This window comes from Streptomyces sp. NBC_00513 (assembly GCF_041431415.1).
Lineage (GTDB): Bacteria > Actinomycetota > Actinomycetes > Streptomycetales > Streptomycetaceae > Streptomyces.
The window spans coordinates 317287-342807 of sequence record NZ_CP107845.1 but is presented as its reverse complement, the minus strand read 5'-3'; the positions used below and the strand labels follow the sequence as shown (position 1 = coordinate 342807).

Annotated in this window: 29 protein-coding genes and 3 pseudogenes; 22 read left to right on the top strand and 10 right to left on the bottom strand. The window is 67.7% G+C overall.

Going from position 1 to position 25521, the window contains the following annotated elements:
• Positions 1-212: 212 nt before the first annotated feature.
• From OHA84_RS01715 to OHA84_RS01680, 8 genes and pseudogenes are all read left to right on the top strand, one after another.
• On the top strand, positions 213-1121 hold the full coding sequence (locus OHA84_RS01715) for a SigB/SigF/SigG family RNA polymerase sigma factor (RefSeq protein ID WP_266976777.1): 909 nt from the start codon (positions 213-215) through the stop codon (positions 1119-1121).
• Between the two features lie 448 nt (positions 1122-1569).
• Positions 1570-2225, top strand: a pseudogene (locus OHA84_RS01710) (HemK2/MTQ2 family protein methyltransferase).
• Between the two features lie 313 nt (positions 2226-2538).
• Positions 2539-2700 (top strand): annotated as a pseudogene (locus OHA84_RS01705) (YhjD/YihY/BrkB family envelope integrity protein); the annotation flags it as partial.
• Between the two features lie 944 nt (positions 2701-3644).
• Complete coding sequence (locus tag OHA84_RS01700; protein WP_266976779.1) at positions 3645-4484, top strand: class II glutamine amidotransferase; 840 nt, start codon at positions 3645-3647, stop codon at positions 4482-4484.
• A gap of 338 nt (positions 4485-4822) precedes the next feature.
• Positions 4823-5740 (top strand): DUF72 domain-containing protein, encoded by a 918-nt coding sequence (locus OHA84_RS01695; protein WP_266976781.1) that lies wholly within the window; start codon positions 4823-4825, stop codon positions 5738-5740.
• Between the two features lie 1014 nt (positions 5741-6754).
• Positions 6755-7189, top strand: a complete 435-nt coding sequence (locus OHA84_RS01690) for a hypothetical protein (RefSeq protein ID WP_266976783.1) — start codon at positions 6755-6757, stop codon at positions 7187-7189.
• Positions 7190-7199: 10 nt separating this feature from the next.
• Positions 7200-7970 (top strand): annotated as a pseudogene (locus OHA84_RS01685) (transposase).
• 442 nt (positions 7971-8412) lie between these two features.
• On the top strand, positions 8413-9510 hold the full coding sequence (locus tag OHA84_RS01680; protein ID WP_266976785.1) for a glutamate--cysteine ligase: 1098 nt from the start codon (positions 8413-8415) through the stop codon (positions 9508-9510).
• 810 nt (positions 9511-10320) lie between these two features.
• Here the strand turns inward: OHA84_RS01680 and OHA84_RS01675 are convergent.
• The 6 genes from OHA84_RS01675 to OHA84_RS01650 all read right to left on the bottom strand — a co-directional run bounded on the left by OHA84_RS01675 (position 10321) and on the right by OHA84_RS01650 (position 13893).
• The gene (locus OHA84_RS01675; RefSeq protein ID WP_266976787.1) at positions 10321-10842 is read right to left on the bottom strand and encodes a DUF6328 family protein; all 522 of its coding nucleotides are present in this window, start codon (positions 10840-10842) and stop codon (positions 10321-10323) included.
• 436 nt (positions 10843-11278) lie between these two features.
• Entirely contained in the window at positions 11279-11434 is a 156-nt protein-coding gene (locus tag OHA84_RS01670) for a DUF6131 family protein (RefSeq protein WP_266976789.1), read from the bottom strand.
• A 138-nt stretch (positions 11435-11572) separates the two neighbouring features.
• On the bottom strand, positions 11573-12163 hold the full coding sequence (locus OHA84_RS01665) for a hypothetical protein (protein ID WP_266976791.1): 591 nt from the start codon (positions 12161-12163) through the stop codon (positions 11573-11575).
• A gap of 88 nt (positions 12164-12251) precedes the next feature.
• Positions 12252-12548, bottom strand: a complete 297-nt coding sequence (locus tag OHA84_RS01660) for a hypothetical protein (protein ID WP_266976793.1) — start codon at positions 12546-12548, stop codon at positions 12252-12254.
• Between the two features lie 62 nt (positions 12549-12610).
• Positions 12611-13258 (bottom strand): hypothetical protein, encoded by a 648-nt coding sequence (locus OHA84_RS01655; RefSeq protein WP_266976795.1) that lies wholly within the window; start codon positions 13256-13258, stop codon positions 12611-12613.
• A complete protein-coding gene (locus tag OHA84_RS01650) occupies positions 13249-13893 on the bottom strand; it encodes an RNA polymerase sigma factor (RefSeq protein WP_266976797.1) in 645 nt (214 codons plus the stop codon). Before OHA84_RS01650 ends, OHA84_RS01655 begins: the two co-directional genes overlap by 10 nt.
• A gap of 164 nt (positions 13894-14057) precedes the next feature.
• Between OHA84_RS01650 and OHA84_RS01645 the strand changes: the two genes are divergently transcribed.
• From OHA84_RS01645 to amaP, 5 genes are read left to right on the top strand one after another with little or no spacing between them, the layout of a single operon-like run.
• Positions 14058-14534 carry an Asp23/Gls24 family envelope stress response protein gene (locus OHA84_RS01645; protein WP_266976799.1) on the top strand — a complete coding sequence of 159 codons (477 nt, stop codon included), beginning with the start codon at positions 14058-14060 and terminating at the stop codon, positions 14532-14534.
• A gap of 49 nt (positions 14535-14583) precedes the next feature.
• Entirely contained in the window at positions 14584-14763 is a 180-nt protein-coding gene (locus OHA84_RS01640; protein WP_266976801.1) for a DUF2273 domain-containing protein, read from the top strand.
• The gene (locus OHA84_RS01635; protein ID WP_266976803.1) at positions 14760-15170 is read left to right on the top strand and encodes an Asp23/Gls24 family envelope stress response protein; all 411 of its coding nucleotides are present in this window, start codon (positions 14760-14762) and stop codon (positions 15168-15170) included. Before OHA84_RS01640 ends, OHA84_RS01635 begins: the two co-directional genes overlap by 4 nt.
• A 35-nt stretch (positions 15171-15205) precedes the next feature.
• A complete protein-coding gene (locus OHA84_RS01630; protein ID WP_371591295.1) occupies positions 15206-15856 on the top strand; it encodes a DUF6286 domain-containing protein in 651 nt (216 codons plus the stop codon).
• 48 nt (positions 15857-15904) lie between these two features.
• Positions 15905-16507, top strand: a complete 603-nt coding sequence (gene amaP / locus OHA84_RS01625) for an alkaline shock response membrane anchor protein AmaP (protein ID WP_266976807.1) — start codon at positions 15905-15907, stop codon at positions 16505-16507.
• 208 nt (positions 16508-16715) lie between these two features.
• On the opposite strand, the gene OHA84_RS01620 is transcribed toward amaP, so the two are convergent.
• Both OHA84_RS01620 and OHA84_RS01615 read right to left on the bottom strand, forming a co-directional pair.
• A complete protein-coding gene (locus tag OHA84_RS01620) occupies positions 16716-17540 on the bottom strand; it encodes a hypothetical protein (RefSeq protein ID WP_266976809.1) in 825 nt (274 codons plus the stop codon).
• A gap of 561 nt (positions 17541-18101) precedes the next feature.
• Positions 18102-18896 carry a VOC family protein gene (locus OHA84_RS01615; RefSeq protein ID WP_266976860.1) on the bottom strand — a complete coding sequence of 265 codons (795 nt, stop codon included), beginning with the start codon at positions 18894-18896 and terminating at the stop codon, positions 18102-18104.
• A gap of 231 nt (positions 18897-19127) precedes the next feature.
• Between OHA84_RS01615 and OHA84_RS01610 the strand changes: the two genes are divergently transcribed.
• Positions 19128-19301: a CsbD family protein gene (locus tag OHA84_RS01610; protein WP_266976811.1), complete on the top strand. Its 174-nt coding sequence runs from the start codon at positions 19128-19130 to the stop codon at positions 19299-19301.
• A gap of 84 nt (positions 19302-19385) precedes the next feature.
• On the opposite strand, the gene OHA84_RS01605 is transcribed toward OHA84_RS01610, so the two are convergent.
• Both OHA84_RS01605 and OHA84_RS01600 read right to left on the bottom strand, forming a co-directional pair.
• On the bottom strand, positions 19386-20468 hold the full coding sequence (locus OHA84_RS01605; protein WP_266976812.1) for an SRPBCC family protein: 1083 nt from the start codon (positions 20466-20468) through the stop codon (positions 19386-19388).
• Positions 20469-20471: 3 nt separating this feature from the next.
• Positions 20472-21497: a histone protein gene (locus OHA84_RS01600; RefSeq protein WP_266976814.1), complete on the bottom strand. Its 1026-nt coding sequence runs from the start codon at positions 21495-21497 to the stop codon at positions 20472-20474.
• 195 nt (positions 21498-21692) lie between these two features.
• Between OHA84_RS01600 and OHA84_RS01595 the strand changes: the two genes are divergently transcribed.
• From OHA84_RS01595 to OHA84_RS01560, 8 genes are read left to right on the top strand one after another with little or no spacing between them, the layout of a single operon-like run.
• Positions 21693-22067, top strand: a complete 375-nt coding sequence (locus OHA84_RS01595) for a gas vesicle protein (RefSeq protein WP_266976816.1) — start codon at positions 21693-21695, stop codon at positions 22065-22067.
• Positions 22068-22096: 29 nt separating this feature from the next.
• On the top strand, positions 22097-22570 hold the full coding sequence (locus tag OHA84_RS01590; RefSeq protein WP_266976818.1) for a gas vesicle structural protein GvpA: 474 nt from the start codon (positions 22097-22099) through the stop codon (positions 22568-22570).
• Between the two features lie 3 nt (positions 22571-22573).
• Positions 22574-23290: a GvpL/GvpF family gas vesicle protein gene (locus OHA84_RS01585; protein WP_266976820.1), complete on the top strand. Its 717-nt coding sequence runs from the start codon at positions 22574-22576 to the stop codon at positions 23288-23290.
• A 38-nt stretch (positions 23291-23328) separates the two neighbouring features.
• Positions 23329-23577 carry a gas vesicle protein GvpG gene (locus tag OHA84_RS01580; protein ID WP_266976822.1) on the top strand — a complete coding sequence of 83 codons (249 nt, stop codon included), beginning with the start codon at positions 23329-23331 and terminating at the stop codon, positions 23575-23577.
• 50 nt (positions 23578-23627) lie between these two features.
• Positions 23628-24035, top strand: a complete 408-nt coding sequence (locus OHA84_RS01575; RefSeq protein ID WP_371591294.1) for a gas vesicle protein — start codon at positions 23628-23630, stop codon at positions 24033-24035.
• Positions 24032-24880, top strand: a complete 849-nt coding sequence (locus tag OHA84_RS01570) for a GvpL/GvpF family gas vesicle protein (protein WP_266976824.1) — start codon at positions 24032-24034, stop codon at positions 24878-24880. Before OHA84_RS01575 ends, OHA84_RS01570 begins: the two co-directional genes overlap by 4 nt.
• The gene (locus tag OHA84_RS01565) at positions 24877-25098 is read left to right on the top strand and encodes a gas vesicle protein (RefSeq protein ID WP_266976826.1); all 222 of its coding nucleotides are present in this window, start codon (positions 24877-24879) and stop codon (positions 25096-25098) included. Before OHA84_RS01570 ends, OHA84_RS01565 begins: the two co-directional genes overlap by 4 nt.
• On the top strand, positions 25088-25480 hold the full coding sequence (locus tag OHA84_RS01560) for a gas vesicle protein K (protein WP_266976828.1): 393 nt from the start codon (positions 25088-25090) through the stop codon (positions 25478-25480). Before OHA84_RS01565 ends, OHA84_RS01560 begins: the two co-directional genes overlap by 11 nt.
• Positions 25481-25521: the final 41 nt, after the last annotated feature.

Below are 25521 nucleotides of genomic sequence, written 5' to 3'. Positions count from 1 at the left end.
CAGATGTCCCTATGGGTGGCGGCCAGAATCGCGCTGCGCTGCGCCGCACCGGCCGGCGGGCCGGGAGGCCGTGGACCCGGTGTTCCTCTCCGACGCAGGTTTCCAACGAGCCTGTACGGGGCCGAAAGCCTTCTCGGGGAGGGGTGTGGATCGCGGGTTGGCGGGCACGAGGCGGGGCACGTCGATCATCCGTCCAGGGAGGGAACGGTTCCATGTCTCAGACCGCCATAGCCACCGGCACCACCGTGGGAGTGGATACGCTGTCGGGCGCCAAAGCGGAGGGTGCGCGGATTTTTGAGGATCTTCCACGGATCGACAACGCCCGCCGGGTGGCGCCCGCCGATGCCCGGGAGCTGTCACGTCTGTTCCTTCTTCGGCTGCGGTCGCTGGAGGAGGGAACCCGCGAGTATCAGTACGCCCGGAACACTCTGATCGAGATGAACGTCTCGCTGGTGAACTTCGCCGCCCGGCGGTTTCGCAGCCGTTCCGGCGAGGGCATCGAGATCGAGGACATCGTCCAGGTCGGAACGATCGGGTTGATCAAGGCCATCGACCGTTTCGACCCCGACCGTGAGGTCGAGTTCTCCACCCTCGCGCTCCCGTACATCACCGGTGAGATCAAGCGGTTCTTCCGCGACACGACCTGGGCGGTACACGTACCGCGGCGCCTGCAGGAACTGCGCTCCGAGATCGCGAAGAGCCAGGAGGCGCTGACCGAAGCCTTCGGCCGGGCCCCCACCATGAGGGAACTCGCCGAGCACCTTGAACTCCGCGAGGAAGACGTCATCGAGGGCATGGTGGCTGCCAACGGCTACACAAGTGGCTCCATCGACTCCCCGACACCTTCCAAGCCGCGCGCATCCGACGGCGTCGAGGGGCGTTCCCTCGCAGACACCGTCGGCGACGTCGACCCCGACATGGAACTCTTCGAGGACCTCCACACCCTCGCCCCCCTCCTGCGAGACCTTGGGGAACGCGACCGGCGCATCCTGAACATGCGGTTCGCACAGGAGATGACCCAAGCCGAGATCGGCGCCGAACTGGGCGTGTCCCAGATGCAGGTTTCCCGCCTTCTCACCCGCATCCTGACCAAGCTGCGCAACGGGATGCTCGCCGCATAGAGGACGGGCGCTGTCGTACGTCGAAGATCCCGGCCAGAACTTTCGCGTCGATCGGGGGCCCCGCCGCCAGATCGAACGCCCCGCTCACCGGTCGGGCGGGATACCGCCGCGAGATGCGGCGGCATCGTCGGTGTGCAGTGCTGGAAAGATCCGGCACCGCGGGCTGAGCCCGGCCCGTACCAGGCGGCCCGGAACCAGCCGGCCCGCGAAGACCCGGCGCTGCTCGGAAGCAGATTCTGGTTCGGGGAATCTGCCCAATGCGCCGAGTGCCCGACTGAACGCCGAGTCGTTCCGTATGCGATCCAGGGGAACGTGATCGCCCGACCGCCGGACGAGCGGCTTCGGAGGGGGCAGTCGCACGAAGCGGTAGGCGGCCGCCGGCCCGTACGAGCGGGCCGTGCCTTTTACGGAGGTACGCGTGGCAAGTACTGCTCCGACGACGGGCACGCTGCCCACTGGGCTTACTGCGCTCCCAGGTGTCTATAAGCCGCAAGGTGATACCCGCCTGCTTGCTCAAGTGCTTGCCCTGGAGCCCCTGCGACCGGGAGCCCGCGTACTGGAGATCGGCACAGGTACCGGGGTGCCGGCCCTCCATGCCGCGGGCAGGGGAGCCCGCGTCACGGCAGTCGACGTCGCATGGCGCGCGGTGCTCACCGCCCGGCTGAACGCCCTGCGCCGGAGACTGCCCCTGCGCGTCATCCGCGGCGACTTCGCCGCAGCCGACATCGGTAGCACCTTCGACCTCGTCGTCTCCAACCCGCCCTACGTCCCGGCCCCGGAAAGAGAGCTGCCCGCACGGGGCCCGGAGCGCGCCTGGGACGCCGGCCTGACGGGCGAGGAGTCATCGACCGGATCTGCGCGAGCATCCCTTCTCTCCTGCGACCGGGCGGGGTCCTGCTCATGGTTCATTCGGGCATGTGCGGACCCCAGCGGACCGTCGACCGACTGTCTGCTGTGGGGCTTGACGCGAGGATCGCGGCTGAGGCAGTCGTGCCGTGGGGGCCGGTTCTACGAACTCGCCGATCCTGGCTTGAGCGGCAGGGCCTGGCCGTCGAAGCCGACGAACTCGAAGAGCTGGTGGTCATCCGCGCCCGGAAACTCTGAGGACACGACGCGGCTGAGGTCGAAACCGGGCAGCCTGTACGTGGGCCCGCCGGGGGAAAGGGTCGAAGGAGTCGGGCTCCGCGAGGTGCCGCGCTGATGTTCGCAGCCAATGTGCCACCGCCGCCCCTGAGATGGATACCTGGCGCGACCGAAGGCCGTTCCATTTGCTTGCTCCGCGTGGTGGGCTCCGTGTCAGTGCTGGATCATTACGTGGAGTAAACAGATCATCGCGTGAAGCAACCAGCGCGAGCTTGGTTTCGCGTGGCCGCACGCAGCGGTGCATTCGAACGGAGCGATCCATTCCATGAGTGACCTGGTCCTCCTTGTCACCATCATGATCGCGATACTCCACTGGGCCGCCCCGAACGCCAAGGGCCGCGGATTCAAGTGAGTGACCGCGGGCAGTCTCCTGGCCCTGGTGATCTGGATGGCCGCCTCGGCCGCCTTCGCGTTCTACGTCGCGAACTTCGCCTCCTCCACCCACCGCCAGATCGAGTTCCATCCCTCGCACCTGCCGGGTGAAGCCGGAGCCGACGAGGATTGCCTGCTCCTCGTCCATGTCCGCAGGGTCGCCGGTCAGCTCAGGTACCGGATCTGCGCCGACTGCGCCGAGGCCGTCATCACAGGGGTGCCCCCTCGAGGAGCGGTTCCTCGAGAGCGGCTGGGGTACGCCCTGCTCTGTCGCACCTGCGATGCCGGTATCCGGGGATGACCTGGCGCAGCTCACTGGGCCTGAGCGGTCCCCGCTATCTGCTGCGGCGAATGAGCGTCCTCGCGGCCACGGTCCCGCGACACAGGGTGCAAGGCAGCTGCCTCACCTTCCGCCGTGCACCCGGCATCACCCCGGCCTCGGCGACTGGATTCCGCTTGGGCCGGGGCAGGGAGGGCAGACGAAGGTGCATCCCAAGGCCGAAATCGGCAGGTGGCGCATGCGAGGTGTTGGAGTGGAAGAAGAGTTGCTGCTGGTGGACGCCCACAGCACGTGCGAGAGGCGCTGGTGGACCACGAAGACGACGAGCGAGTCCGGGAGGGAATCGCCCGCCTCATGAAGCACGGGAACGGAGCCCACGCCCAGCGACGAACCTTGCACACTGAAGGAACCCTCGCCCGAATCGTGACCCGGTGCGCGGAACTGACGACCGAGTGACGTCGGCTTCCTGCGCGGCCGGACTTCTGGAGTCGGACCCTGCAGGTTTCGGCCCGAGGGTTGCAAGGTGACACCGCAGCTCCGGCCGTAGGGGGTCGCGTCTGTCGTGCTTTGGCGGCGGCGTCGAGGTAGTCGGATGATTGGCGGACAGCTGGGTAGTCGTACTGCATGATCCACAGGGTGAGGGATTCCGACGACCCACATCCGCAACCGGCCTCTGGTCCGCGTACGCACGAGTAGGGCTCGCATCGAGCTGGAACGGGGTGGCGCTGATGTGTCGCTGGCTTGCCTATGCGGGTTCGCCTCTCCTCCTGGACGAAGTTCTGTACCGCCCGGAGCACTCGTTGATCGATCAGAGTCTCCACGCCCGGATGGGCGTGGAATCGACGAACGGCGACGGTTTCGGCATCGGCTGGTACGGCCCGGGGGGCGACGGCACGCCGGCAGTGTTCCGCGACATCGGTCCCGCCTGGAACAATCGAAACCTCAGAGAACTCGCCGCGCATGTACGCTCCCCGTTGTTCTTCGCGCATGTCCGAGCCTCTACGGGATCGGCGATCCAACAGACCAACTGCCACCCGTTTCGGCACGGCCGTTGGCTGTGGATGCACAACGGGGCGATCGCTGATTTCCCGCGGCTGCAACGCGACCTTTGCATGGCGGTGGACCCCGCCCTGTTCCCGTCCATGGAAGGCTCCACCGACTCCGAGGTGATGTTCTACCTCGCCGTCACCTTCGGGCTCGATCAGGACGTACCGGGCGCTGTTGCAAGGATGGCCGGTCTCGTTGAGCGGCTCGGGCAGCAACACGGGGTCGATTACCCCCTGCAGATGACGATTGCGGTGAGCGACGGCGAGCGCGTGTGGGCCTTCCGCTACTCCAGCCAGAAGCAATCACGGTCGCTCTTCTACAGCAACAAGACCGACACGGTCCGCGAGCTCTACCCCGAGCTGGACTACCTCCGGGACGTCTCCGACGAGACGCGGTTGGTCGTTTCCGAACCGTTGGGCAGCTTGCCCGGAGTGTGGAACGAACTTCCGGAGGGAAGTTATGCGGTGTTGCCTTCAGCGCCCACCGAGGACTATCTGCCTTTCGTTCCAGATCTCACCTGAGACAGCTTTGATGAAGATTCCGTTTGCGTACTTGAAAGCCCCTGGTTGACGCACCACCCCAGGCACGAGGGCGATACGCGCAGCGCTTGCCCTGCCCCGGGGCCACGTCCATCCCGCAGGCCCCGTCGCAGCAGAAGCCGCCTATGGCCTGGCCATCACTGCCCGGCCGGGCAAACACGTGGTGCATCCACGTGAGGGGCACCCCGCGCTGCGCTCAGGGCCGCGCGCGAGCTCCTCGCCGAGTGATGGCAAGAGACAGGATCCTCCGGCTCCGCCCGCGCGACTGCGGGTACCGCCACGGAAGTTGGTGGCAAGCGTGGGCGGGTACACGCGCTCCTATGGCTGACATTCTGGTGGGCACATGTTCGTGGACGGATCCGGCGCTGATCGCCGGCGGCTGGTACCCCGCCGGCCGACGCGACGCGGAGGGCCGGCTGCGGCACTACGCCACCCGGTTCCCGATCGTGGAGGTTGACTCCACCTACTACGGGATGCCGAGTCGGCGCAACAGCATGCTGTGGGCCCAACGGACACCGCCGGGGTTCCGATTCGACGTCAAGGCGTTCTCACTGCTCACGGGCCATCCGACTCGGACCGCAGCCCTTCCCGCCGACTTGAGGCAACCGGGCGATCCCACTCGCGTACGAGCCGATTCCGGGTTGCTCAGGGAGGTGTGGCTGCGTTTCAGCAGCGCACTCGAGCCCCTGCGTACGAGTGGGCGGCTGGGAGCCCTGTTGTTCCAGTTCCCGCCGTGGCTTGCTCCCGGGCCGCGGGGCGAGCAGCTGGTCGAGGAGTGCACCCGTCGGGCAGAAGGCTGGCCAGTGGCCGTGGAATTCCGCCACCCAGGATGGTGGAGCACTGAGCGGCAGGCGGCGACCGCCCGGCTCCTTGGCTCGCGAGGAATGGCGGCCGTAGCCGTCGACACGGTCCAGGGATTGCCCGCATCCATCCCTCCGGTAGCGGCAGTCACCACGCCGTACCTGGCCGTCGTCCGCTTCCACGGGCGCAGCACATCGTGGGGCTCCACCGCTCCCGGGAGCAAGGAAGAGAGCTACCGTCACACCTACACGGAGGCCGAACTGGCGCCTTGGGTGTCACGCGTGCGGGAGATGTCACGGCAAGCCGGCGTCGTGCACGTTCTGTTCAACAACTGCTGCGCCGATGCGTCCGTACGGGCAGCGGAAGCGATGCGGAACGCGCTCGAGAATGATTCATCCTGCACGGTGCGAGGGCTCGGCCGGCAGCGCCACGCATGAGGGTTCCTGTACGGCACCACTGCTCGAACGAGCCTACCCGGATGAGTACTCGCTGCTGGTGGCACATTCTCGGGGATCGTCAGCACCGCGCGGTTGCCCGGTGCCGCGGGTAGGGGGCGACGCTATGGACAGGCTGAGAGGCATGACGACGACGCATGGTGCGTTCACCATTCGGTAGCTCGGTTCCACTCGCTCTGGCCGCCTTCGCCTGCGTGATCCGCACGGCTACCTGTTCTGCCTCTTCTCCCCGGCGCCTGACCTCATGCTGCTGGAAGGGGTTGCCCGACGACGTGGCTCACGGCCGGCAACAACCCGGATGCCGGGGTCAGTGCAGAACGCTGACCACGCGGGCGATCACGAGAAGGGATGTCATCAGGGCTGCGACGCTTTGAACGGCCATCATGAGTTCGACGCGGGTCGACAGTGGCATGGTGTCGGTGGGGCTGTGCGTGGCCTGGGGAGAAGGCGGACGGACGGATCGCCGCCGAGATGCTGACCCCCTACACCTGCGTTCGGGCGTGGAGGCGGGCATGGTCGTTCCGGACGCGGTCGACACGGACGATACGAGTGTGCGGGTGCTCCGCGACGAGTGATTCCCCTGCCGGCTTCCTGGAGGAGAGCAGGGGGCCGGGGCCCGACCCGTCACGACCTGGACACGGCACGACAGAGAGGTCGCACAGTCCGGCAGGCTTCACGCCGACGACTGCGGTGGTCACCGGCTCCACTCGGACCATCGGCCGCGCCGTGGCCGTCCGGCTCGTTCCGGCGGGCATCGACACATCGACGTTACCCGTCGCTCGGACGAGCGCGGGGCGCAGGAGACGGACGAAGAGGTGCAGGCACACGGTCAGCGCTCGGCTTCTGTGGACTGTCCCTCTTCCGAGAGATTGATTTCCCGCCCGCACATGGTGGTCCTCGGTCCGCCCCTCACCGCGTTCCCCTCCTTGACGATGCTGCTCCTGCCCTACGTATAGGGCTGTGAGCTGGGAGGTCGGTTGGCGGTACTGTCGGCCGATGGAGTCTGAGAAGTCGAAGGAGTGCCCACTTCATGGCGCTGGCGTGAGCGCGCAGAGCTTGGTGGGGCGTCGGCTCGCAGGTGTCGTCGGGTCGTGGCACTTTTACGGCAGCGACGACCCCGCGGGCCCGCTCGATGTGTGGCTGATCGATGACCAGGAGGCCGCCGTGCACATCACGACCGGATCGGATTGGTGTCTGATCGTTGAGGTGTCGGAGCCGCACGCCGGCCATGACATGGGCGAATCGGGCCTCATCACAGTGGGCGCGATGGGCGACAGCACGCCGTTCGCAGACCACCTCGGGGAGAGCGTTCTCGCGGTGAGGGAGGACCACGAGCCGAACACCGGGCGCATCGCCCTGGAGCTCTCATTTCCCACCGGTCGAGTCCGTTGTGAGAGCTGGGCTGGGGACCTCCGCCTGACCGCGGTGTGATGATCTCGGTGTGGCTGGTGTGATCACGGCGTCGGAGCCGTCCTGGATAGGCCCGTTCACCGGGCTGAGCCCGAGGCTGTTCCGGTAGTTGGTGACGGTGCTGCAACGCGAAGGGGCAGAAGCGAATCGCGGGGGCAAGCCATGGAGCCTGCCACTTGACGACAGGGCACTGCTGGTCGCCGCCTACTGGGGCACGAACCTCACAACACGCCAACTCGGCCCGCGTTTTGGTGTCTCCAAGTCGGCAGCGGACCGCATCATCGACCATCTGGGGCCGATGCTCGCGCTCCAGCCGCGCAAGCGGTTCGCCAAGGACACCGTGCTCATCGTGGACGGCACCCTCGTGCCTACCCGCGATCACACCGTGGCCGAGCGATCGAAGAACTACCGGTACTCCACGAACCACCAGGTCGTGATAGACGCTGGCCCCCGGATGGTCGTAGTGGTTGGCCAGCCACTTGCCGGGAACCGCAACGACTGCAAGGCGTGGGAAGAGTCCGGTGCCAAAACCGCTGTCGGCAGGATGCTCACGATCGCCGACGGCGGCTATCCAGGGACAGGGCTTGTGATCCCTCACCGCCGTGCGCGCGGACAGACGGAACTCCCGGCCTGGAAGGAGGAGCACAATCGCTCCCACAAACAGGTCCGGGCCCGCGTGGAGCACGTCTTCGCACGCGTGAAAAACTGGAAGATCCTCCGCGACTGCCGGCTCAAAGGCGACGGAGTCCACCACGCCATGCTCGGCATTGCCCGCATGCACAACCTCGCCCTGGCCGGATAGGGGCGACCGCACGCACCGGGGAAGCCGCACCCGCACGACTCAAAGATCATTTACGGGACAACCCTAGGTGGTGTTCCATCGCACCGCTCCTTCCGAGCACGGCCCTCAGCCGGCCTGACAGCCCCCTCTGACCCCTCCCCTTCCGGGGCGGCTGTGCCGACCGCACCGCGCAGCGGACGCGCGAGGGAGCGTGGCCGCTGGTCTCGCCTTCAAGGAAAGAGCTGTAGTTGGCCGCAGTGGGGTCGATCCGCTGAGCGTCCCTGTCGATCGTCCTCAGCGGGGCGCCCCGGGCGGTGGCAGGATTTACTCCCGGGGAGGGGCGTGTGCGCCCTGCCTTGGTTGCCCACGCAAGTTTCTTGGTGCCCGCTTTGAAAACGTGGCGCTGTGCATGTGTGGGATGGATTGAGTGTATATGCCGGAATCCTCCGGGTAGCCGCTGAGCGTGATCACTTTGGGCGTCGAAGAAGAGTATTTGTTGGTGGACGCGGACACCCTGCTGCCGGTGCCATGGGCGGACGACGTGCGCAGGGCCGCAGGTGTCGTGTCCCTCACTGAGGACGGCGAGGTTCAAGAGGAGCTGTTGCAGTCGCAGATCGAGGTTGCTACCCCCGTCTGTGTCCGGCTGGAGGAGGTGGGTGGCCATCTCCTGCGGCTGCGCCATGCGGTCGCCTCGGCCGCAGAGGATCGGGGCTGCCGAGTCCTCGCGTCTGCTGCGGCGCCGGTCAGGGGCCCTGCTCCGGTGCCCGTGACCCCCACCCCGCGCTACCGCAGGATGGAGGGGGAGGCGCGACAACTGGTGGACGAACAACTGATCAACGGCATGCACGTCCACGTGGCCGTACCCGATCCAGAGACCGGGGTGGCGGTTTTGAACCGCATCCGAGTCTGGCTCCCGACCTTGCTGGCCATGTCGGTCAACTCGCCATTGTGGGACGGGAAGGACACCGGATTCGCCAGTTGGCGGACCATCGTCTTCGGCCGCTGGCCCGTGAGCGGCCCCCCGCCCGTCTTTCGCGATTACTCCGACTACGAGGGACGGGTCGAGGCCCTGGTCTCGGCGGGAATCATCGCCGATCGTGGACAGCTGTACTGGCAGGCCCGGCTCTCCGAGCGGTACCCCACCGTGGAAGTCCGATGCCTGGACGTCCAACTCCGTGCTGATGACGCCGTTATGCTGGCGGGCATCGTCCGCGCCCTTGTCGAGGTCGCCATCGACGAGGAGAAGGCTGGAGCGGCTCTGCCGCTGTGCCCGCCGGAGCTGCTGCAAGCCGCCAACTGGCATGCGGCCCGGCACGGACTGGGTGGCTCGCTGCTCGACCCTTGGGGGCATCTTCGCAGCAGTGGGGACATTCTGTGCATGCTCCTTCGTCACGTCGCTCCCGCGCTGGAAGACAGCGGTGACCAACGTGAGGTGAGCTCTCTTGTACACCGCCTGCTCAGGGAGGGCACTCCGGCAGACCGCCAACGCCGCGCGCTGGCGGACGGCATGCCTGGCCTGCGAAACCTGCTCCTGGGGACGTCTTCCGACTCAGCGCCGTAGCGGAATGGCAGCAGAGACGAGAACCTGCCGGGTCGCTGAAGCTCGTAATACGCCCGGCGCGATGCGGTGTGCGACGGGGTCGCCACTCGAGTGGCCATCGTGGCTGCCATACAGGTTGCCGGTTGGAGTGAGCCGAGCGCGGCGCCGAGCGGAAGGCCCCGGCGGAACGTGGGGAATGCCGGGGCTGTGTCGAGCCGATGCACCGCAATTCTTCGAGGGGTGAGCTCGGCCAAGCACGGCCCTCCGCGGCGCACTCCATGTCGGCGCGGGTAGGACGAGCCAATCGGCGCCTGCCGGGCAGTCGGGTACACCCTCGGCCAGGGCACGCGTGCCTGTTCGACGTCGATGGCCGAGCAGCGATTGCGTGTGTCCCGGCACCCGCCGACGGGGACGCGGATGAGGGGTCGGCCCGCGCCGGTGCCGTGTTTGATCAGCCAGGCGGGCGGCTCGGGCAGCGGGGGTCGGCCCGCATTGAGGGAGGCGTGCGCCTCTGCGACGGCGAGTGCCTGTTCGGCCCGGCCGAGTGCGGCCCGCAGGTAGGTGAAGACGGTGCGCAGGCGCGCCAAGTCGGGCGGGAGTCTCCCCGAGCCATGACCGGGGCTCCGCCACAGAGGGGCTGCCGGGTTGCTGCCGGACGAATGATCGAGAGGCGCCCTCTCCGGTGATCGCGGTGGAAGCCGAGGTCTGCCCCAGCCCGTGCTCGCCTCGCCCCTCTCCACGCGCTCCCACGAGCGGCGTGCGCGGGCCGCCGATCGGTGCGTCGGCTCGGTACGGCAGGACGTCACCGTGACGTTGCCGTGCTGGGAGGGATCAGCGGTTCGGTGGGTAGTGGCGCCTGGCCCAGATCGGCAGGAGGAACCAGACGCTCACGACCCAAAGGGTGATTGCCGCCGTGAGCCACCAGGCAATCGTGTCGTCGGTGGCTGTGCGCAGGAGAAGCAGTAGCGTCAGGGCTGTGGTGGTGGCGAGCATGACAAGGCCGACTCTGGTCATGTGGGAGGCCAAGGCGACCGTCTGCGGTTTGATGTGGCGCCCGGTGACCGTGCGGTGCAGGGAGACGGGTCCGATCAGCGGGCCGGCGGTCGCGGCGCCCAGGGTGACCGCGGCGATGTAGAGGGCTCGGTCCGTGTCACCCAGCTCGGCGAATACCGGTTGGAAGACGGCAATGAGCAGGACGCCAAAGAGAATCTGAAGGCCGGTCTGAGCGACCCGCACCTCTTGCAGGATGTCCGCCCACATACGGTCCGCGCGTTCCTCCGCGCTCTCGTCCCGCCCGCCACGCGCCTCGATCGAACTCGTATCCGGTTTCACGCGCTCGCGATCACTGGCCACGGCAGAATCCTCCCGATCCCGGCCGGAACTTCTTTCGACTCGTCGCTGACCGAATCGACGGGCGCGGCATCACCGCCTACAACTGGCAGCCCCAGCCGCAGCGCCTCCTGTGACCTCATCAAGGCCCTGTACCCGCCCGCATTGCCCCCAAGGCCAATCGCGACGCCCACCCGACTGGTGCGTCGCGCCCCGCGTGAGGGGGCCGCATGCCACCATCCGGCGACCGGGATCCGGAGATGCTGCGCGCAGGGCGGGTCTGTCGATCGAATGCTCGATTTACAGTCCCCTCGGGTTCTTTCAGTTCCGGCTGTGAGGACGAGCAGAACAGTCGGTAACGCCTTGGTCGTCTACGTTCCGATTTGCGGACTGTGCGCTGCAGGGAGATGCGGAATGGGCCCGTCGGGGTGAGTGGCTCCTCCGCTGGTGGTGTGCGGTTTCACCAGTAGTGTTTACGGCCGCCTACGGAGTGTCCGAGTGCGCCGACGATCCAGAGGATGACTCCGATGACGACGAGGATGATGCCGATCGTCCACAGGATGCTGATGCTCGTGAGGAGTCCGACGATGAGAAGGATGACGCCGAGGACGATCATGGTGTCCTCCAGTTGCGCATTGGGGATTCGTTTCAGTGGTGAAGCGCTCAGTACCTCGGCGCTCCATCATCCGCAATGCGCATACCCGGAGCTGGCGTGATCATCCTCATGGCGTGCGGGTCTGTGTCGATCCCCCTTTCATCGGTGTGCCCGGCTCCTTCTCCAGGAGATGCCTCCACCGCGCGGGGTCGGCGAGCTTCCTGAGCCGGGCCTGGAGTGGAAGGTGAGCTCCAGGGCCGATAGCCGCATGGTTTCCAGGGCGTCGGTCTGCCGTTCCGCTCGGGCCAGCAGTCGACCTACGGCTTCGCCGTCGATTCGGGAATTCGTTCGAGACAGCGCTCGCAGCGTCCGCCACAGCTCCTTCTTGCCCTCCACTCCTACTCGAGCCGCCTCCAGTTCGAGGATGGTGCTCAGCGGGGAACGGGAGACGAGGCGGCCGTTGAGCTTGAGCCGCCCCGCCCTCTCCGCGAGGATGCCCAGCAGGATCTTGTGGTGCATGAGCGGTACGTCGAGCGCGGTCATGATCTCGCGCAGGCTCTCCCGGTCTTCGGTGACTTCGGCGGTCAGTTCTGTCAGCCGTCGACCGGCGGGCGTTCCGGTGTGAGTCTGCGACATTCTGCGGAACAGGGCCACGCCGGCTCCTGCTCCGGCAAGGTGGTCGTTGAGGTAGACGCTCAGTATCCGAACGGGATCCGGTGCCCGCTCGGAGTGCTTCGTCGTGTGGGTCATGGCCGAGTCTCCTATCGATCGCGTGTGTAACGGAACGGGTGATTCCGGTGCCATCTGACAGGCGCGTGGTGCCATATGGCCGGGGGATTCAGACGGTTCGGGTGACCGTGACCGTGACCAGGACGGGGACGACTGTTCGGTGCTGAGCCAGGCAGGCGGTGACGGCGTCCTTCACTTCATGGCGTACCTGCCGGGCGATGTCCACGACGCGGCGGTCGGTGTGCAGGATGCACCGCACTTCCACGTGGCAGCCGCCGTCCGGGGTGCGTTCACAGCGGATGCCGGCCACTTCGCGGGGCGGTGTGGTCGATGGGGTCTTGGGGTGACGTGCGCGGGAGGCGGCGAGGGCGAGTCGGTCGGACAGCGCGGGCTGAAGTGCGTCCACGCCTGGAACGCCGAGGGCAGCCTCTGCCGCAGCCCGGTGAATGCCTTCCCAGGGCGAGGCGGTCATCGTTCGGACCGCTCGAGCCTCGGCTGGCGGGAGCGTTCCAGCACGGCGGTGACTTCCACGTCGACGGCGGTGACCGCGATACCGAGGACGTGCTGAGCCGCGTGGAGGACGGCTTGGCGTACGGCTTCGGCCCGCTCTCGCAACGGTTGGTCGAGCGTGGCGGACACGGTGATGGCGGCGACGTGAAGTGGATGCCCGCCGCGTGCGGGGGTCAGCCGACAGCTGGCGGCGTGGGTACCGGGGACGGTGTCGGCCGCTCGGCGCAGTATCTTCGCGGCGGCGGTCTCGGCGATCCGAAGGTCGTGTCCCGCGTCATTGAGCAGCAGCATGGCGCCCAGCCTTGCCTCGGCACGAACGGCGTTGATCACCTTGTTGGCGAGGCTGTGGCCATCGGGCTGTTCCTCGCCGCGCAAGGCACGGGTGGCGCGCTCCAGGGAGGTCAGCCCCTCGATGGCTTCGCGGCAGTACGGACAGTGGTTGGTGTGCGGGTCCGCGGCACGGGCAGGATCGTGAGCCTGGTCCCAGGCACGCCCGAGGAGGCGTCCGCAGGGCAGCAGCTCCGAGCCGGCAAGCCGCTCGGCATCGGGGCGCGGGGGCGGGACGGACTTGGTCGAGGAGGTCGGGTGCGGGTCGTCTAGCGCCATGGGCGCATCGCCTCCATCAAAGCGCGTCGTGCGCGGAAAAGTCTGCCGCGCACCGTTTGTTCGCTGGTGCCCACCACGATGGCGATCTCTTCGTAGTGCAGGCCGTGCAGCTCTCTGAGGACCCAGCACACGCGCAGCTCGGGTCCTATTTCCAGGAGCGCTCGCGTGAGAGCGGCTGCCGTGGCTCTCGTCTCAGCCATGCGGGGTGGTGAGCTGTCGGCGTCCAAGGCGGGGGGCTCGGGGACGGTTTCCAGGGGCAGAGGCCGAGGCCGGCGGCGCAGGGTGTTGAGGCAGCAGTTCGTAACGATGCGGTACATCCACGTGCCGAAGGAGGCGGTGTGGCGGAAACCCGGAAGCTGCCTCCAGGCGCTGAGGAAGGCGTCTTGGACCGCGTCCTCGGCGTCCGCCCGATTGCCGAGCAGATGCTGAGCGAGGGACAAAAGACGGCCGCTGTGCCGGCGGACCAGGAGCGCGAAGGCTTCTTCGTCTCCTTCGGCAGCCCGAACCGTCAACACCCTGTCGTCCGCGTCGTTCAAGGTGCCCGGGGCCGCGGCAACGCAGGCGACGGTCTGCGGCGCCGGCCGCAGTGGGCGTGCCGCGCCGTGCCGGGGCGATGTACTGGTCCGGTTGCGCATCCGCCGCTTCCCTTCTGCCGAAGACGCCGGTGGCGGCCTGCGTACGCACTCTTCGATCGTAGGCGCTGTGGTGGCAGGGTGAGGAGTGAGGAATGTCGGTGCGATGTGTCCAAGACATGAGGGCGTCGCAACGGCGTCCGCCCAGACACCCCGGGGAGGTCCTCATGTCGGACACCATCAACCCCACCGCGGGCGGTGACTCCCGCCCTGCGGGCAAGGCGCTCACGGGACACACCGGTGCCGGGACGGCGCCAGAGACGCGCGGCCGGACCTCGATCGCCGACAGCGTGGTCGAAAAGATCGCAGGGATGGCCACACGCGAGGTGCCGGGCATCCACAGTCTCGGCTCCGGGATGGCTCGAACGCTCGGGGCCGTGACGGACAAGGTTCCGGGGGGACGGCCCAGCGTGTCCCGGGGCGTGAAAGTCGAGGTGGGTCAGCGGCAGGCGGCCGTCGATCTCGACGTGGTCGTGGAATACGGCGTTCCCATCGTGGACATCGCCGGTGAGGTCCGCAACAACGTCATCACCGCCGTGGAACACATGACCGGCCTGGAGGTCGTCGAGGTGAACATCACCGTCGACGACGTCCACCTCCCTGACGAGGAAGACGACGAGGAAGGCGAGGGCCGCGTGCAGTGATTTCCTCGGCCTCCGAGTCGAGACACATCGAAGAATTCAGGTGAGTGAAATGAGCGCAGCAACCGTGGGCCTGCTGGCTGGCATGGCCTTGGGCTTCGCCGCCTTCTTCGGCGGCTTCTGGGCGTTTCTGCTGGTGGCGTTCCTGGGTCTGGTGGGCCTGGTGATCGGGCGCATGCTGCAGGGTGACCTCGAACTGTCCGACTTCACGCATCCCCGGGACCGGCAGTGACCTCGCAACCCGCCCACCCCCTGTCCGAACCGGCGGCAGCCCCTTCCACGCCGTCGCAGCCGGCGGCCGAACGCGGCGCCACGGTGATCCCGGAGAAGGTGGTGGCCCGTATCGCGGCGCGCGCGGCACGGGAGGCGCTCGCCGGCCACACGAACACCGCCGCTGCGGCCGCCCAGGCGAAGCTGCAGGCCCCACACGCGTCGGTCACAGCCGACAGCGGTACCGCGCGACTGGGATTGACGATGGACCTGCCCTACCCGATAGACGTCGCCGATGCCTCACGCCACGTGCAGCGATACGTCAGCGAGCGGGTAGCTCACCTGACAGGGATGCGGGTCACTGAATGCACCCTCGACATCGCGCACCTGGTTCCCACCGACGGCTTGGACAACCGGCGCGTGCAGTGAACCGCACCGCATGCTCACCGGGAAGGAGAGTCGGGATGAAACGCGACCAAGCCCCCCCGGCCACCACGGAGCATCCCACCGAACCCGACGCGGTCGCCTCCCGCACAGTCGGGCTGGTGACCGAGAAACCTCGTTCCGGAGCGCACCCGACAGCAAAGCGGCCGTGGTCCGCCCGCCGGATACCCGCCGCGCTCACAGCCCTGCTTATCGGGGCCGTGGCAGGAACACTGCTGTTCGACATTGCCAGAGTCCGTGCCGGCCAGTCGGTCGCGGGCTGGCGCACACGGCTCGCCGACGAATTGGCCACCCGGCCAATGGACGACGTCCGGATCCAGATCGCCGCCGCCGTCATCACTGTTCTCGGCCTATGGCTGATCGTCTTGGCGCTCACCCACGGCCTGCGCAACCAACTGCCCCTGCAAACTCCCGACACCGACCTGCGGGCCACGCTGGACCGCGATGCCGCGGCACTGCTTCTGCGGGACGCCGCCATGCGCGTCCCCGGTGTCAGCGCCGCCAAGGTACGGATCCTCCAAAACCGCATCAGGGTGCGCGCGGACGCGCGGTTCCGTGCCCCCGCCGACGTCAAAGCCGACCTGCTGGTTGCTCTGCAGACGGAACTCGACCGCCTCGCCCTCGCCCGTCCTCCCTGGCTCGGCATTCGCGTACGTCCACGCCGGAAGTAGCTCGTCCACAGGCGCTCGATGTCGAGCGAGAGACAGGAACCGGATCCCATGAGAAGGAAATCCGCAGTCAATCGAGTCCTGCTGGCCCTGACAGGCATCGTCCTGCTGGGAACCGGCATCCTGATCCTGACGGGTAGCTTCGACCTGTACCGGATTTGGCGCATAAGACCACCCGAGGGCTGGCCCCTGACCGATCCGCGAACCGTCCTGCTCGCCGACTCCGACCGGACCCGCTGGACGGACCAAGGATGGTGGTGGCCCACCGTCATCGCCGTGCTGGCCATCGTTGTCCTGCTTGCCCTGTGGTGGCTACTGGCACAACTGCGCCGCACCCACCCCGGCCGGATCCCCGTCGGCGTCCCGCCTACTGCTGACGGCGTGGAGCTGCGTGAGCGCGCCCTCAGCGACGCCCTGGCAGCCGACATCCAGCATGTGCCCGGCGTCCACCGGGCCCGCGCACGGATGGACGGCACGTCCCGTCATCCCGAAGCCCGTATTGATCTCACGCTGACTCCCGACAGCGAGCCCGGACCAGTCCTGCAGGCGCTCTGTGACGGGCCGCTGAAGCGCGCCCGCCAGTCCACGGGGCGGACCTTGCCCGCCAGAGGGCGGCTGCAGGTCACCCCGCACAAGGCACACCGTGCCGAATAGACCGCACCCATCTGGCCGCCGCAGACTGCGGCGTGCTGTCGGGACGCCAAGTCACCCGTAGACCAACTGAATTCAAAGATCACCGCTCATCGCGGCGCCTGCTCGGCCGTCGGGTTCGACTTACGTGAGCCGGCTGGGCGGAAGTACCTTGCGGGCATGCCGTGCCCGGCCGAACCGGGCACGGCACTCAACAGCATGGCCCTCTGCGTCAGGGGCGCAGGGAACTCGGCGCGAGTTCCTTCTTCGCCGGACTCGGCCGGCCCGGCCGTGGGGTCACGCCCCCCTTGACGAAGGGTCCGCTGGCAACCGGCTGGATGGTGACCAGTTGCCAACTCCTCGGGGCGGTGGGGCTGCCGCAGTTGAGGACTGTCCCGTTGGAGGCGCACTGCAGCTCGTACACGGCGCCCGTCGTGGTCAGCACTTTGAAGTTCGTCACCTGACCCAGGGACGAGACGGTGGCATCACAGACGGTGGAGGGGGCGGGGTAGCCCGGGTTCTGCGTGGGGGTGGTGAGATCCTCGCGCTTGTAGTTCCCCGTCCGCGGGTCGTCCCGGTGCCCCCCGTAGGTGACGCCGTTGATGAGGAAGACGCTGAATTCCTCGGTGTTGTTGGAGAGGATGGAGTCGATCGAGTTCCCGCAGCCGCTGACCCCCGCCGGTCCGGGGGGTCCAGGGGGCCCAGCGGGGCCTGCCGGTCCGGGGGGCCCGGCAGGGCCCGTGGCTCCTTTGCACCAGTCTCGGTCGTGACGGTCGCCGCTGCCCCGTACGCCGGACCGGTCCTCGTCATCCTCGTCATAGTCGTAGTCGTAGTCGTAGTCGTCGTCGTTGCCACGCCCGTCGTGGCACTTGTCGCCACCCGACGCTGCGAGGGGTGCCGCCGCTCCGGCCGTCCGAGGCGGCTCGGGGGCCGCCTGCGCGGGCCCGGCGAAGCCGAGGACCAACGTGGCCAGCGATGCCACCCCGCCCACCGCGAGTCGGCCGCCCTGACAGGTCAGCGGACCGAGACGCGAGACCGGCCTTCTCTCAGAACTCATGCGCTTGCTCCTCATGGAACCGAACGAAGTGATCTTGAGGAGCTCGACGCGCCTCAGTCGGCATGGTTCATTCGCGCGGGGAACATATGGTCTCGCCACGCGGGCCGATCAACATATTGGCCCACTGTCACTGATCCGATTGAGATCGAGCACGGGGCGCGCGGCCGGTAGACCTGCCGACCGTGCCCGGCGGGCCTCCACCCAGGGCTGTCAGGCCGGCCCTGGGCCGGACACGACCGTCGAGTGCCCGGGACGCCTTACCCCCGAGGCGCCAAGGGCATAGCCCGCACCGATCCCGAACTGACATGGGCGGCTCTCTTCCCCTCATTTGCCCCGCACAAGCTCCCAGCAGGCCGCCCACCTCGTGCACAACCAGGCATGCCGTTCTCCAGCCCCCCCGGGGACCCACCGGCTCCACCCGCGGACTGAGGGGCTGGCGCACTGGGTTTGCTGTGTGGCACGGGGAGTGTGGTTTTAGGCAGCAAGGGGAAACGGCTCCGCCCTCGGGCGAGAGGGAAGCCGTTTCGGATCAGCCGTTCACCAGGCTAGACATCCTGAGTCTCACGGGCGCAAAGGGTAGAGGGGTGGCCGGTCGAGAGTGAACAGGCCACCTTCAGGGTCCCGTACCGTGAGGGAGTGCTCTCTGCCGGGCGCCGGGTCGTCGGTGACGATTCTGCCCCCGTGCCGAAGGACCGCCGCTCGGGCGGTCCGGAGGTCGGGGACTGTGAAGTGGACCCGCCAGCGGGGGCGCAGTTGCGGGCTGGGTGACCCGCTTTCGACCGGGCCGCTGTTCAGGCGGGCCACCGCCTGTCCCTCGTGGCGCAGTACTACCTGATCCTGTTCGTAGGAGACCTCGCAGCCGTTCGGGTTCCGTTCATCGGCCCATTCGAGCACCTGGCCGTAGAAGAGGGCGGCGTCGAAGGCGTTCCTGGTGTGCAGTTCCAGCCATGCGGGAGTTTCGCCGTCGCCAACCCGCCAGTCGGACAGGACGCGCCCTTCCCACACGCCGAAGGCCGCGCCCTCGTGGTCGGTCGCGAGTGCAGCCCGGCCACCGGGCGGGAAGGTGACCGGACCGATCCCTACGGTGCCGCCGGATTCGCGGATGCGAGCCACGGCCGCATCCGCGTCGTCGACCGCGAAGTACGGGGTCCAGGCGACCGGCACCGCGAAGTCGGCTGCCACCGCTCCGATGCCCGCGACCGGTACTCCGTCCAGGACGGCCACCGAGAATCCCCGACCCAGGCCGGTGGGCCGAAAGGTCCACCCCAGCACGCCTGAGTAGAACTGTTGAGCCGTTTGCAAGTCGCGCGCCATGAGGCTGAGCCAGCACGGCGCGCCCGTGATGTCCGTCGTCATCTGCACCACGCGTTCATCTCCCACCGTCCGAAACACCCTCTGCGGTCGTCCGGACACCGTTGAGGGAGACCGGGCCGTCGGGCTGGGCCCACCCGAAGCCTGCCCCGCACCGTTCTGCGCATTCAGGCCGCTTTAAATGCCATTCATCTGTTATGCGTATGTGTTCTCGCGGTCGGGTAGGGGCCGAGCAGGCTCGTACATCACGCGCCGCGTGGTGTGGAGGTGAGAGGAATGGGCGCAGGCAAGAAGGTCAAGAACGTTGCGAAGACGACGAAGGGCAAGGTGAAGGAGACCACGGGCAAGGCCGTGGGAAACGAGAGTCTGGAAGCGAAGGGGCGGGGTGAGCAGGCGCTCGCCGACGCAAAACAGACCGCTCAGAAGGCTAAGGACACGCTGAAGCACTGACTTTCGGAGGAGCTCGTGTGAGGTGTCGTGGGGGTGAGGGCCGGCGGATGACCGCCGGCCCTCACGCGTGTCGATCGCGGGGAGTCACGCGGAGCGTGATCCCCGACGTCGCCGGGGAGGGGAGGTCTCGTACTCCTCGTCCTCGTCCGCTTCGTCCTCTGCCTCCTCCTCGTCCTCTGGTTCGTCTTCGTCCTCGTCCGCGTACTCCGTTTCGTCGTCCTCGTCGCCTTCGCTGCCTTCCTCTCCTTCCTCTCCTTGCTCTTCGTCTTCGGTGTACTCCTCGTCTTCGTCGGCGTATTCCTCGTCGCCTTCGTCGTCACCGTCGCCTTCCTCGCCCTCTTCCGCTTGTTCCTCTTCGAGGGCTTCTTCGTGGGTCTGGACGACTTCCCCGTCTCGGATCTCGCCGCGCCAGCCTTCCGGTTCGTCGGTGGTGAGCATGGTGTGGCGCAGGAAGTTCTTGAGGTCCAGGCGCAGACGGCGGCCCTGGGCGCGCCACAGGTTGCCGGTCTTCTCGAAGAATCCCGAGGGGTAGTACTCGACGACGATGACGATGCGGGTCAGTGACGGGGCGAGCTCGTGGAAGGTGACGCAGCCGCGTGTAGTGCCCTTGGCGCCCTCCGACGTCCACACGATGCGGTCGTCTGGGATCTGCTCTTGGACGGTGGCCTTCCAAGAACGGGTGGACGGACCGACCTTGACCTTCCAGTCGCTGGAGGTGTCGTCGCCGCGGGAGACATCCCGGACACCCTTGGCGAATCCGCTGAAGTCCTCGTACTGCGTCCAGTGGTCGTAGACCGTACGCAAGGGAAGGCCGACGTCGAGGACCTCGACGATGTTCATCAGCTTGCCGCCGCCGCTCTTGCGGCCCTTGCCCTTACCCCCTCCGAAGGCCTCGGTGACCTTGTCCTTGAGATTGCCGAACTTCTGCCCGGCGAAGGCCTTGAGTGGCGAGTCACCTTGTAGGAGCCGTCCGCCGATGCCGGCGACGTCGGAGAAGCTGCCCTTGTTGTCGGACACGTCCTGTAGCTGGCCGGTCACGTCGGAGAGTTTGTCTGTGGCCTTGTCGGCAAGCTGGTCGGCCTGGGCGGATATGAAACCGGAGAGTTCGTTCAGCAGCTGGTCGAAGCCGGAGGGCTTGGACGAGCCGGTGCGGTCTGACGGTGCCATGGCCTACCTCCGCGTGGACGGCTTACGGGCCGCGGTCTTCTTGGCGGCTGTCTTGCGGGCCGGGCTGCTGCGGCCGGTGCTCTTCTTCGCGGCGGCCTTCGCCGGGGTGCTCTTTCGAGCAGAGCTCTGACCTGCGGCAGTCCTCTTGCGCGGAGGGCTGCTCTTCTTCGCGGCCGTCTTGGCGGGCCCGGTCCGGGAGGCGGCACTCTTCTTCGCCGGCGCCGTCTTCGAGGCGGGCCTGCCGCCCGCGCTCTTCTTCGCCGCCGCCTTCTTCGCGGGCGCGGCCTTCTTCGCCGGTGCCCTCTTGGCGGGGGCCTTCTTTTCCGGTGCGGCCTTCTTGGCCGGCGTGCGCTTGGCAGGCGCGGCCTTCCGGGCGGGCGCTGCCTTCTTGGCCGGAGCAGGGCGCCGTCGGGCTTCACGCTCGGGGGCGGCGCGCTTGCCGGTGCGGGCGCGGGTCGCGGTACGGGTCCGTCGCGGCGGCGGGGGAGGCTCCTCCTCCTCGTCCTCCTCCGGCTCCTCGTCCTCCTCGGCCTCTTCCTCCTCGTCCTCGAACTCCTCTGGTTCTTCCTCCTCGTCCTCCTCCTCTTCGTTTTCCGGGGCCTCCTCCTCGTCCTCCTCTTCGTACTCCTCGTCCTCGTCCTCGTACGGTTCCTCGTCCTCGTCCTCGTACTGATCCTCGTCCTGCTCGTCGTCGTGCCGGCCGCGGTCGGTGTCGCCTCGGGTGAGTTCGAGGGTGCGTTCGTGCAGGGTGCCGGCGAGGTCGGCGAGCTTGCGGTTGGCCGCGGTGGTCAGCGCCTGGCGGCCGGCTTCGAGGGCTTCGCCGCGCAGTTGTTCGCCGAGTTCCGCGAACTGGGGCATCTCCTTGAGCTGGGAGGCCCCTTGCTTGAGAAGTTGCCCGGGGTCGAGCCCGAACCGCCGGCCGGCGAGATAGGTCGCGAGGCTGAACGCCAGGCGCCCCTTCTTCGTCCGGCCGAGAACGTATCCCCCAGCCACGGCGGCTGCGAGTGCGATCTTGGTGGTGTCCTCCATGATTCATCCCCTACCAGGGCGCATACGGATCTGCTGGTCTCGCATGAGGACGGCGCCTTGGTACTGCGGCTGTCCATCGGGAGACGGGTCCTGCCGGGCGTTCTGCGGAAAAATCCGTCTGCCCCATACAGGACTTATTGCGCAATATAGTGACATTCTAGTTTCTGTGAGGCCTTCTCCCCAAGGGAGGGGCATATGGCCGCAGCGGAACCTGCACGCCCCCGGCGAGTCTCCTCGCACGCCGCCGGTGAAGGCGAAGCGCAGGACAGGAGAACGCCCAGGCGCACCCCGCCCCGGCGCCGCTCCGCGGCGCCCGGGCCGGCGGTCGCGATGCGAGCCGCGGCCCAACAACTCGCCGAACTCCTGGGCAGACCCCCTGACTCCGTCTCCTCACTGAAGCCGACCGAGGACGGCTGGGAGGCGCACGTGGAGGTGGTGGAACTGGAACGCATCCCCGACACCACCAGCGTCATGGCCAGCTACCGCGTCACGCTGGACGGAGAGGGCGAGCTGATCTCCTACGAACGCACGCGCCGCTACACCCGCGGCATGATCGACCGGCCGACCTGACAACGGGACGGCCGACGGAAGGAGGCGCCATGACCATGGTGCCGCAAGGCGGCAGCCCCGTCGCGCGGGGACAGGCAGGCGGATCGAGCAGCCTCTACGACGTCCTGGAACTCATTCTGGATCGCGGGCTGGTCATCGACATCTTCATCCGTGTGTCCTTGGTGGGCATCGAACTCCTCAAGATCGACGTGCGAATCGTCGTGGCCAGCGTCGATACCTATCTCCGTTTCGCGGAAGCCTGCAACCGCCTCGACCTCGAAGCCGGCCGCAAGGCGCCCGCCCAGCTTCCCGACGTCATGGGAAAGATGATGGAAGGCGGGGCCCACGGGAAGTCCAAAGGAGCGCTCACCGGCGCCGTCGAGGCCGTGACCGACTCCCTGACCGGCAAATCCTCCGAATCCCGCGACTCCGATGAAGACGAAGACGATGACGAGGTGGAGGAAGAAGCACCCAGGCGGCGCCGGCCCGCCGCCCGGCGCCCGGCACGGCGGGAGAGGGAGTGACCCATGCCGCTCTACGTGTACTCCATCACCGCGAAGGACCACCCGCGGCAACTGGACGGCGTCAACGGAATCGGCGCCGAGCCCTCCCCGCTACGCACGGTGGCACAAGGGCAGCTGTGCGCGGTGGTCAGCGACATCGACGAGGAGATTCGGCCCAAGCGCCGCGACCTCGCCGCGCACCAAGAGGTCCTGGAACGCCTGATGGTCGACGGCACCGTCCTGCCCCTGCAGTTCGGCTACGTCGCCACCGACGACCTCGCGGTGAGCGGGGCCCTCCAGTCCAACGCGGAGGCCTACCTCGCCGCGCTGCAGCGCCTGGAGGGCTGCGCCGAGTACCACGTTCGGGCCTCGCAGGAAGACGAGGCGCCACTGCTGCAACAGATCCTCCAGGACCTGCCCCAGGCGAAGGACCTCAACGACCGGATCCGCAGCGGCGACCGCGATCCGGGCCTGCCGCTCGCCTTGGGCGAAATGGTCGCCCGTGAGGTCCAGGTTCGACAGGAAAGCCTGGCGGCCGGCTTGACCGAGGCGCTCATTCCCCTGGCCCGCGAGCATGTCCTCCGCTCGTCCTCCGGCAACGACTTCCTCAACCTCTCCCTCCTGGTGCCCCACGAGCACAAAGACCAGCTGCGCACCGCGGAGGCGAACATAGCCCGCGAGATCGGCAGCGGCGTCGACCTGCGCTTTTCCGGCCCGCTGCCCCCCTACAGCTTCGTATGACCCCGAACCGCTCCCGGGCGGGAAAGGAGGACAGACCCATGGGACTGCTGACCTACCTGCTGACGCTCCCCGTGGCGCCGGTACGCGCTGTCACCTGGGTCGCGCAGCGCGTCGTCGACCAGGCCGAGGAGGAGTACTACGACCCCGCCCCGATCTGGCGCCGCCTCGCCGAGCTGGAACAGCAACTGCTGCGCGGAGAGATCGACCAGGAGACCTTCGACCGCCAGGAGGACGAACTGATCGACCGCCTGGAGGAGATCTCGGAATTCCGCCACCGTCTCCCCTGAACGCGAACGCGAGCAGGGAGCACCACTGAACGCGAGGAGGGAACATCACCGTGAGCGAACCACTGCCCGGCCGACCCGGATCCTTCGCCTCCCGCGCCCCGATGCCGTACGGGCAGACCTCCACCTCCAGCCTCGCCGACATCCTTGAACGGGTCCTGGACAAAGGGATCGTCATCGCAGGCGACATCCGCATCAACCTGCTCGACATCGAGCTGTTGACCATCAAACTCCGGATCCTGATCGCCTCCGTCGACAAGGCCAAGGAGATGGGCATCGACTGGTGGGAACACGACCCGTCCCTGTCCAGCCGCCACACCGGCAGCCCCCTGGAACAGGAGAACCGCCGTCTACGCACCGAACTCGACGCCCTGCGCGCCCAGCTCGGCCCTGGAGACGAAATTCCCCATGGTGAGGAGCCCGACGACCCACCGCCCCGCCGACGGGGGAGCACACGGTGAACACCACGAATCTCACCTACATCTACGCGGTCACCCAACCGACCACCTCGCTGGCGAAGGCCCTCACCACCCTGCGCGGCATCGCCGACGCATCCCTGCGACTCCTGCCTCCCACACCCGAGGAGACCTCCCCGGACGCCGGGAAGGCGCAGCTGGTGTTCGTGGCCGCCGACGTGCCCGAACACGACTTCAACGAGACCGCCCTCAAAGCCCACTTCGAAGACCTCGACTGGCTCGAAGACGTCGCCCGCACCCACCACGACATCGTCCAGGCCGTGGCCGCACACGCCACCGTCCTTCCCCTGCGCCTGGCCACCGTCTACCAGGACGACCACAGCGCCCGCCAAGCCCTCGCCCTCGGCCGACCGGCCTTCACCGAGAGCATGAACCAACTTCGAGATCACACCGAATACGGCGTGAAGATCTATCTCGCGGCCCCCACCGAGTCCGACCTCGCCCCACCGACCGCGGAACCCCGCACACCAACCGCCGGCCCGGGCAAGGCCTACCTCCGGGCGCGCCGAACCCAGCACCACGCCCGCGAAGCCGTCCACCAGCAAGCCCAGCACGCAGCCGCAGCCATCGAAGCCATCGCCGCCCGCCACACCACCCGGCGCGTACGCCACGCTCCCCAACGCGGCGCCCTCACCGGACCCGAGGAGAACGTCCTGAACGACGCCTACCTCATTCCCAACGACCAGGCCGAGGACTTTCGGACCGCCATCGACGACGCCGCCCAAGGCTTCCCGGACCTGCGCGTGGAAGTCACCGGTCCGTGGGCCCCCTACTCCTTCGTCACCCTGGCCGACGCCCCCGCCCCGGACGCCGTCGAGCCCCCGCCATGACCCTGACCGGACGCGACGAGCCACTGCCCGACCGGCAAGTCGCCCTCGTCGACCTCCTCGACCGACTCCTGAGCGGCGGCGTCGTCCTGACCGGCGACATCGTCTTGTCCATCGCCGACATCGACCTCGTCCGCATCTCGCTGCGCGCCCTCATCGTCTCCGTCAGCTCCGAAGACACCCCTGGCCAGGCACAGGGTGGAGACCACGATGAACCATGAACCAACCCCGCCCCCGCAGCCTCTCCAGGATGTTGGCGCCAACCTCTCCCAGGCGTTCCGCCTCACCCAGGCACCTCCACCCGCCCAGGGACAGAACTCCCGCCCCGCCCGGCATCTGCACACCGACCCCGAAACCGTCGGTGAGGACCTCCTCAAACTCGTCCTCACCCTGGTCGAGCTCGTGCGCCAGCTCATCGAACGCCAAGCCCTGCGCCGCGTCGACGCCGGCGACCTCAGCGACGACCAGGAAGAGGAACTCGGCGCTACACTCCTCGCCCTCCACGACACCCTCTCCGACCTGTGCGCCGAGCACGGCTACGCCTTGGAAGACCTCAACCTCGACCTCGGGCCCCTCGGACCCCTCCTGCCTCCCCGCGATTGACACGGTGCCGGTTTCGGCCTGGCGGAGTGATCATGCACGTG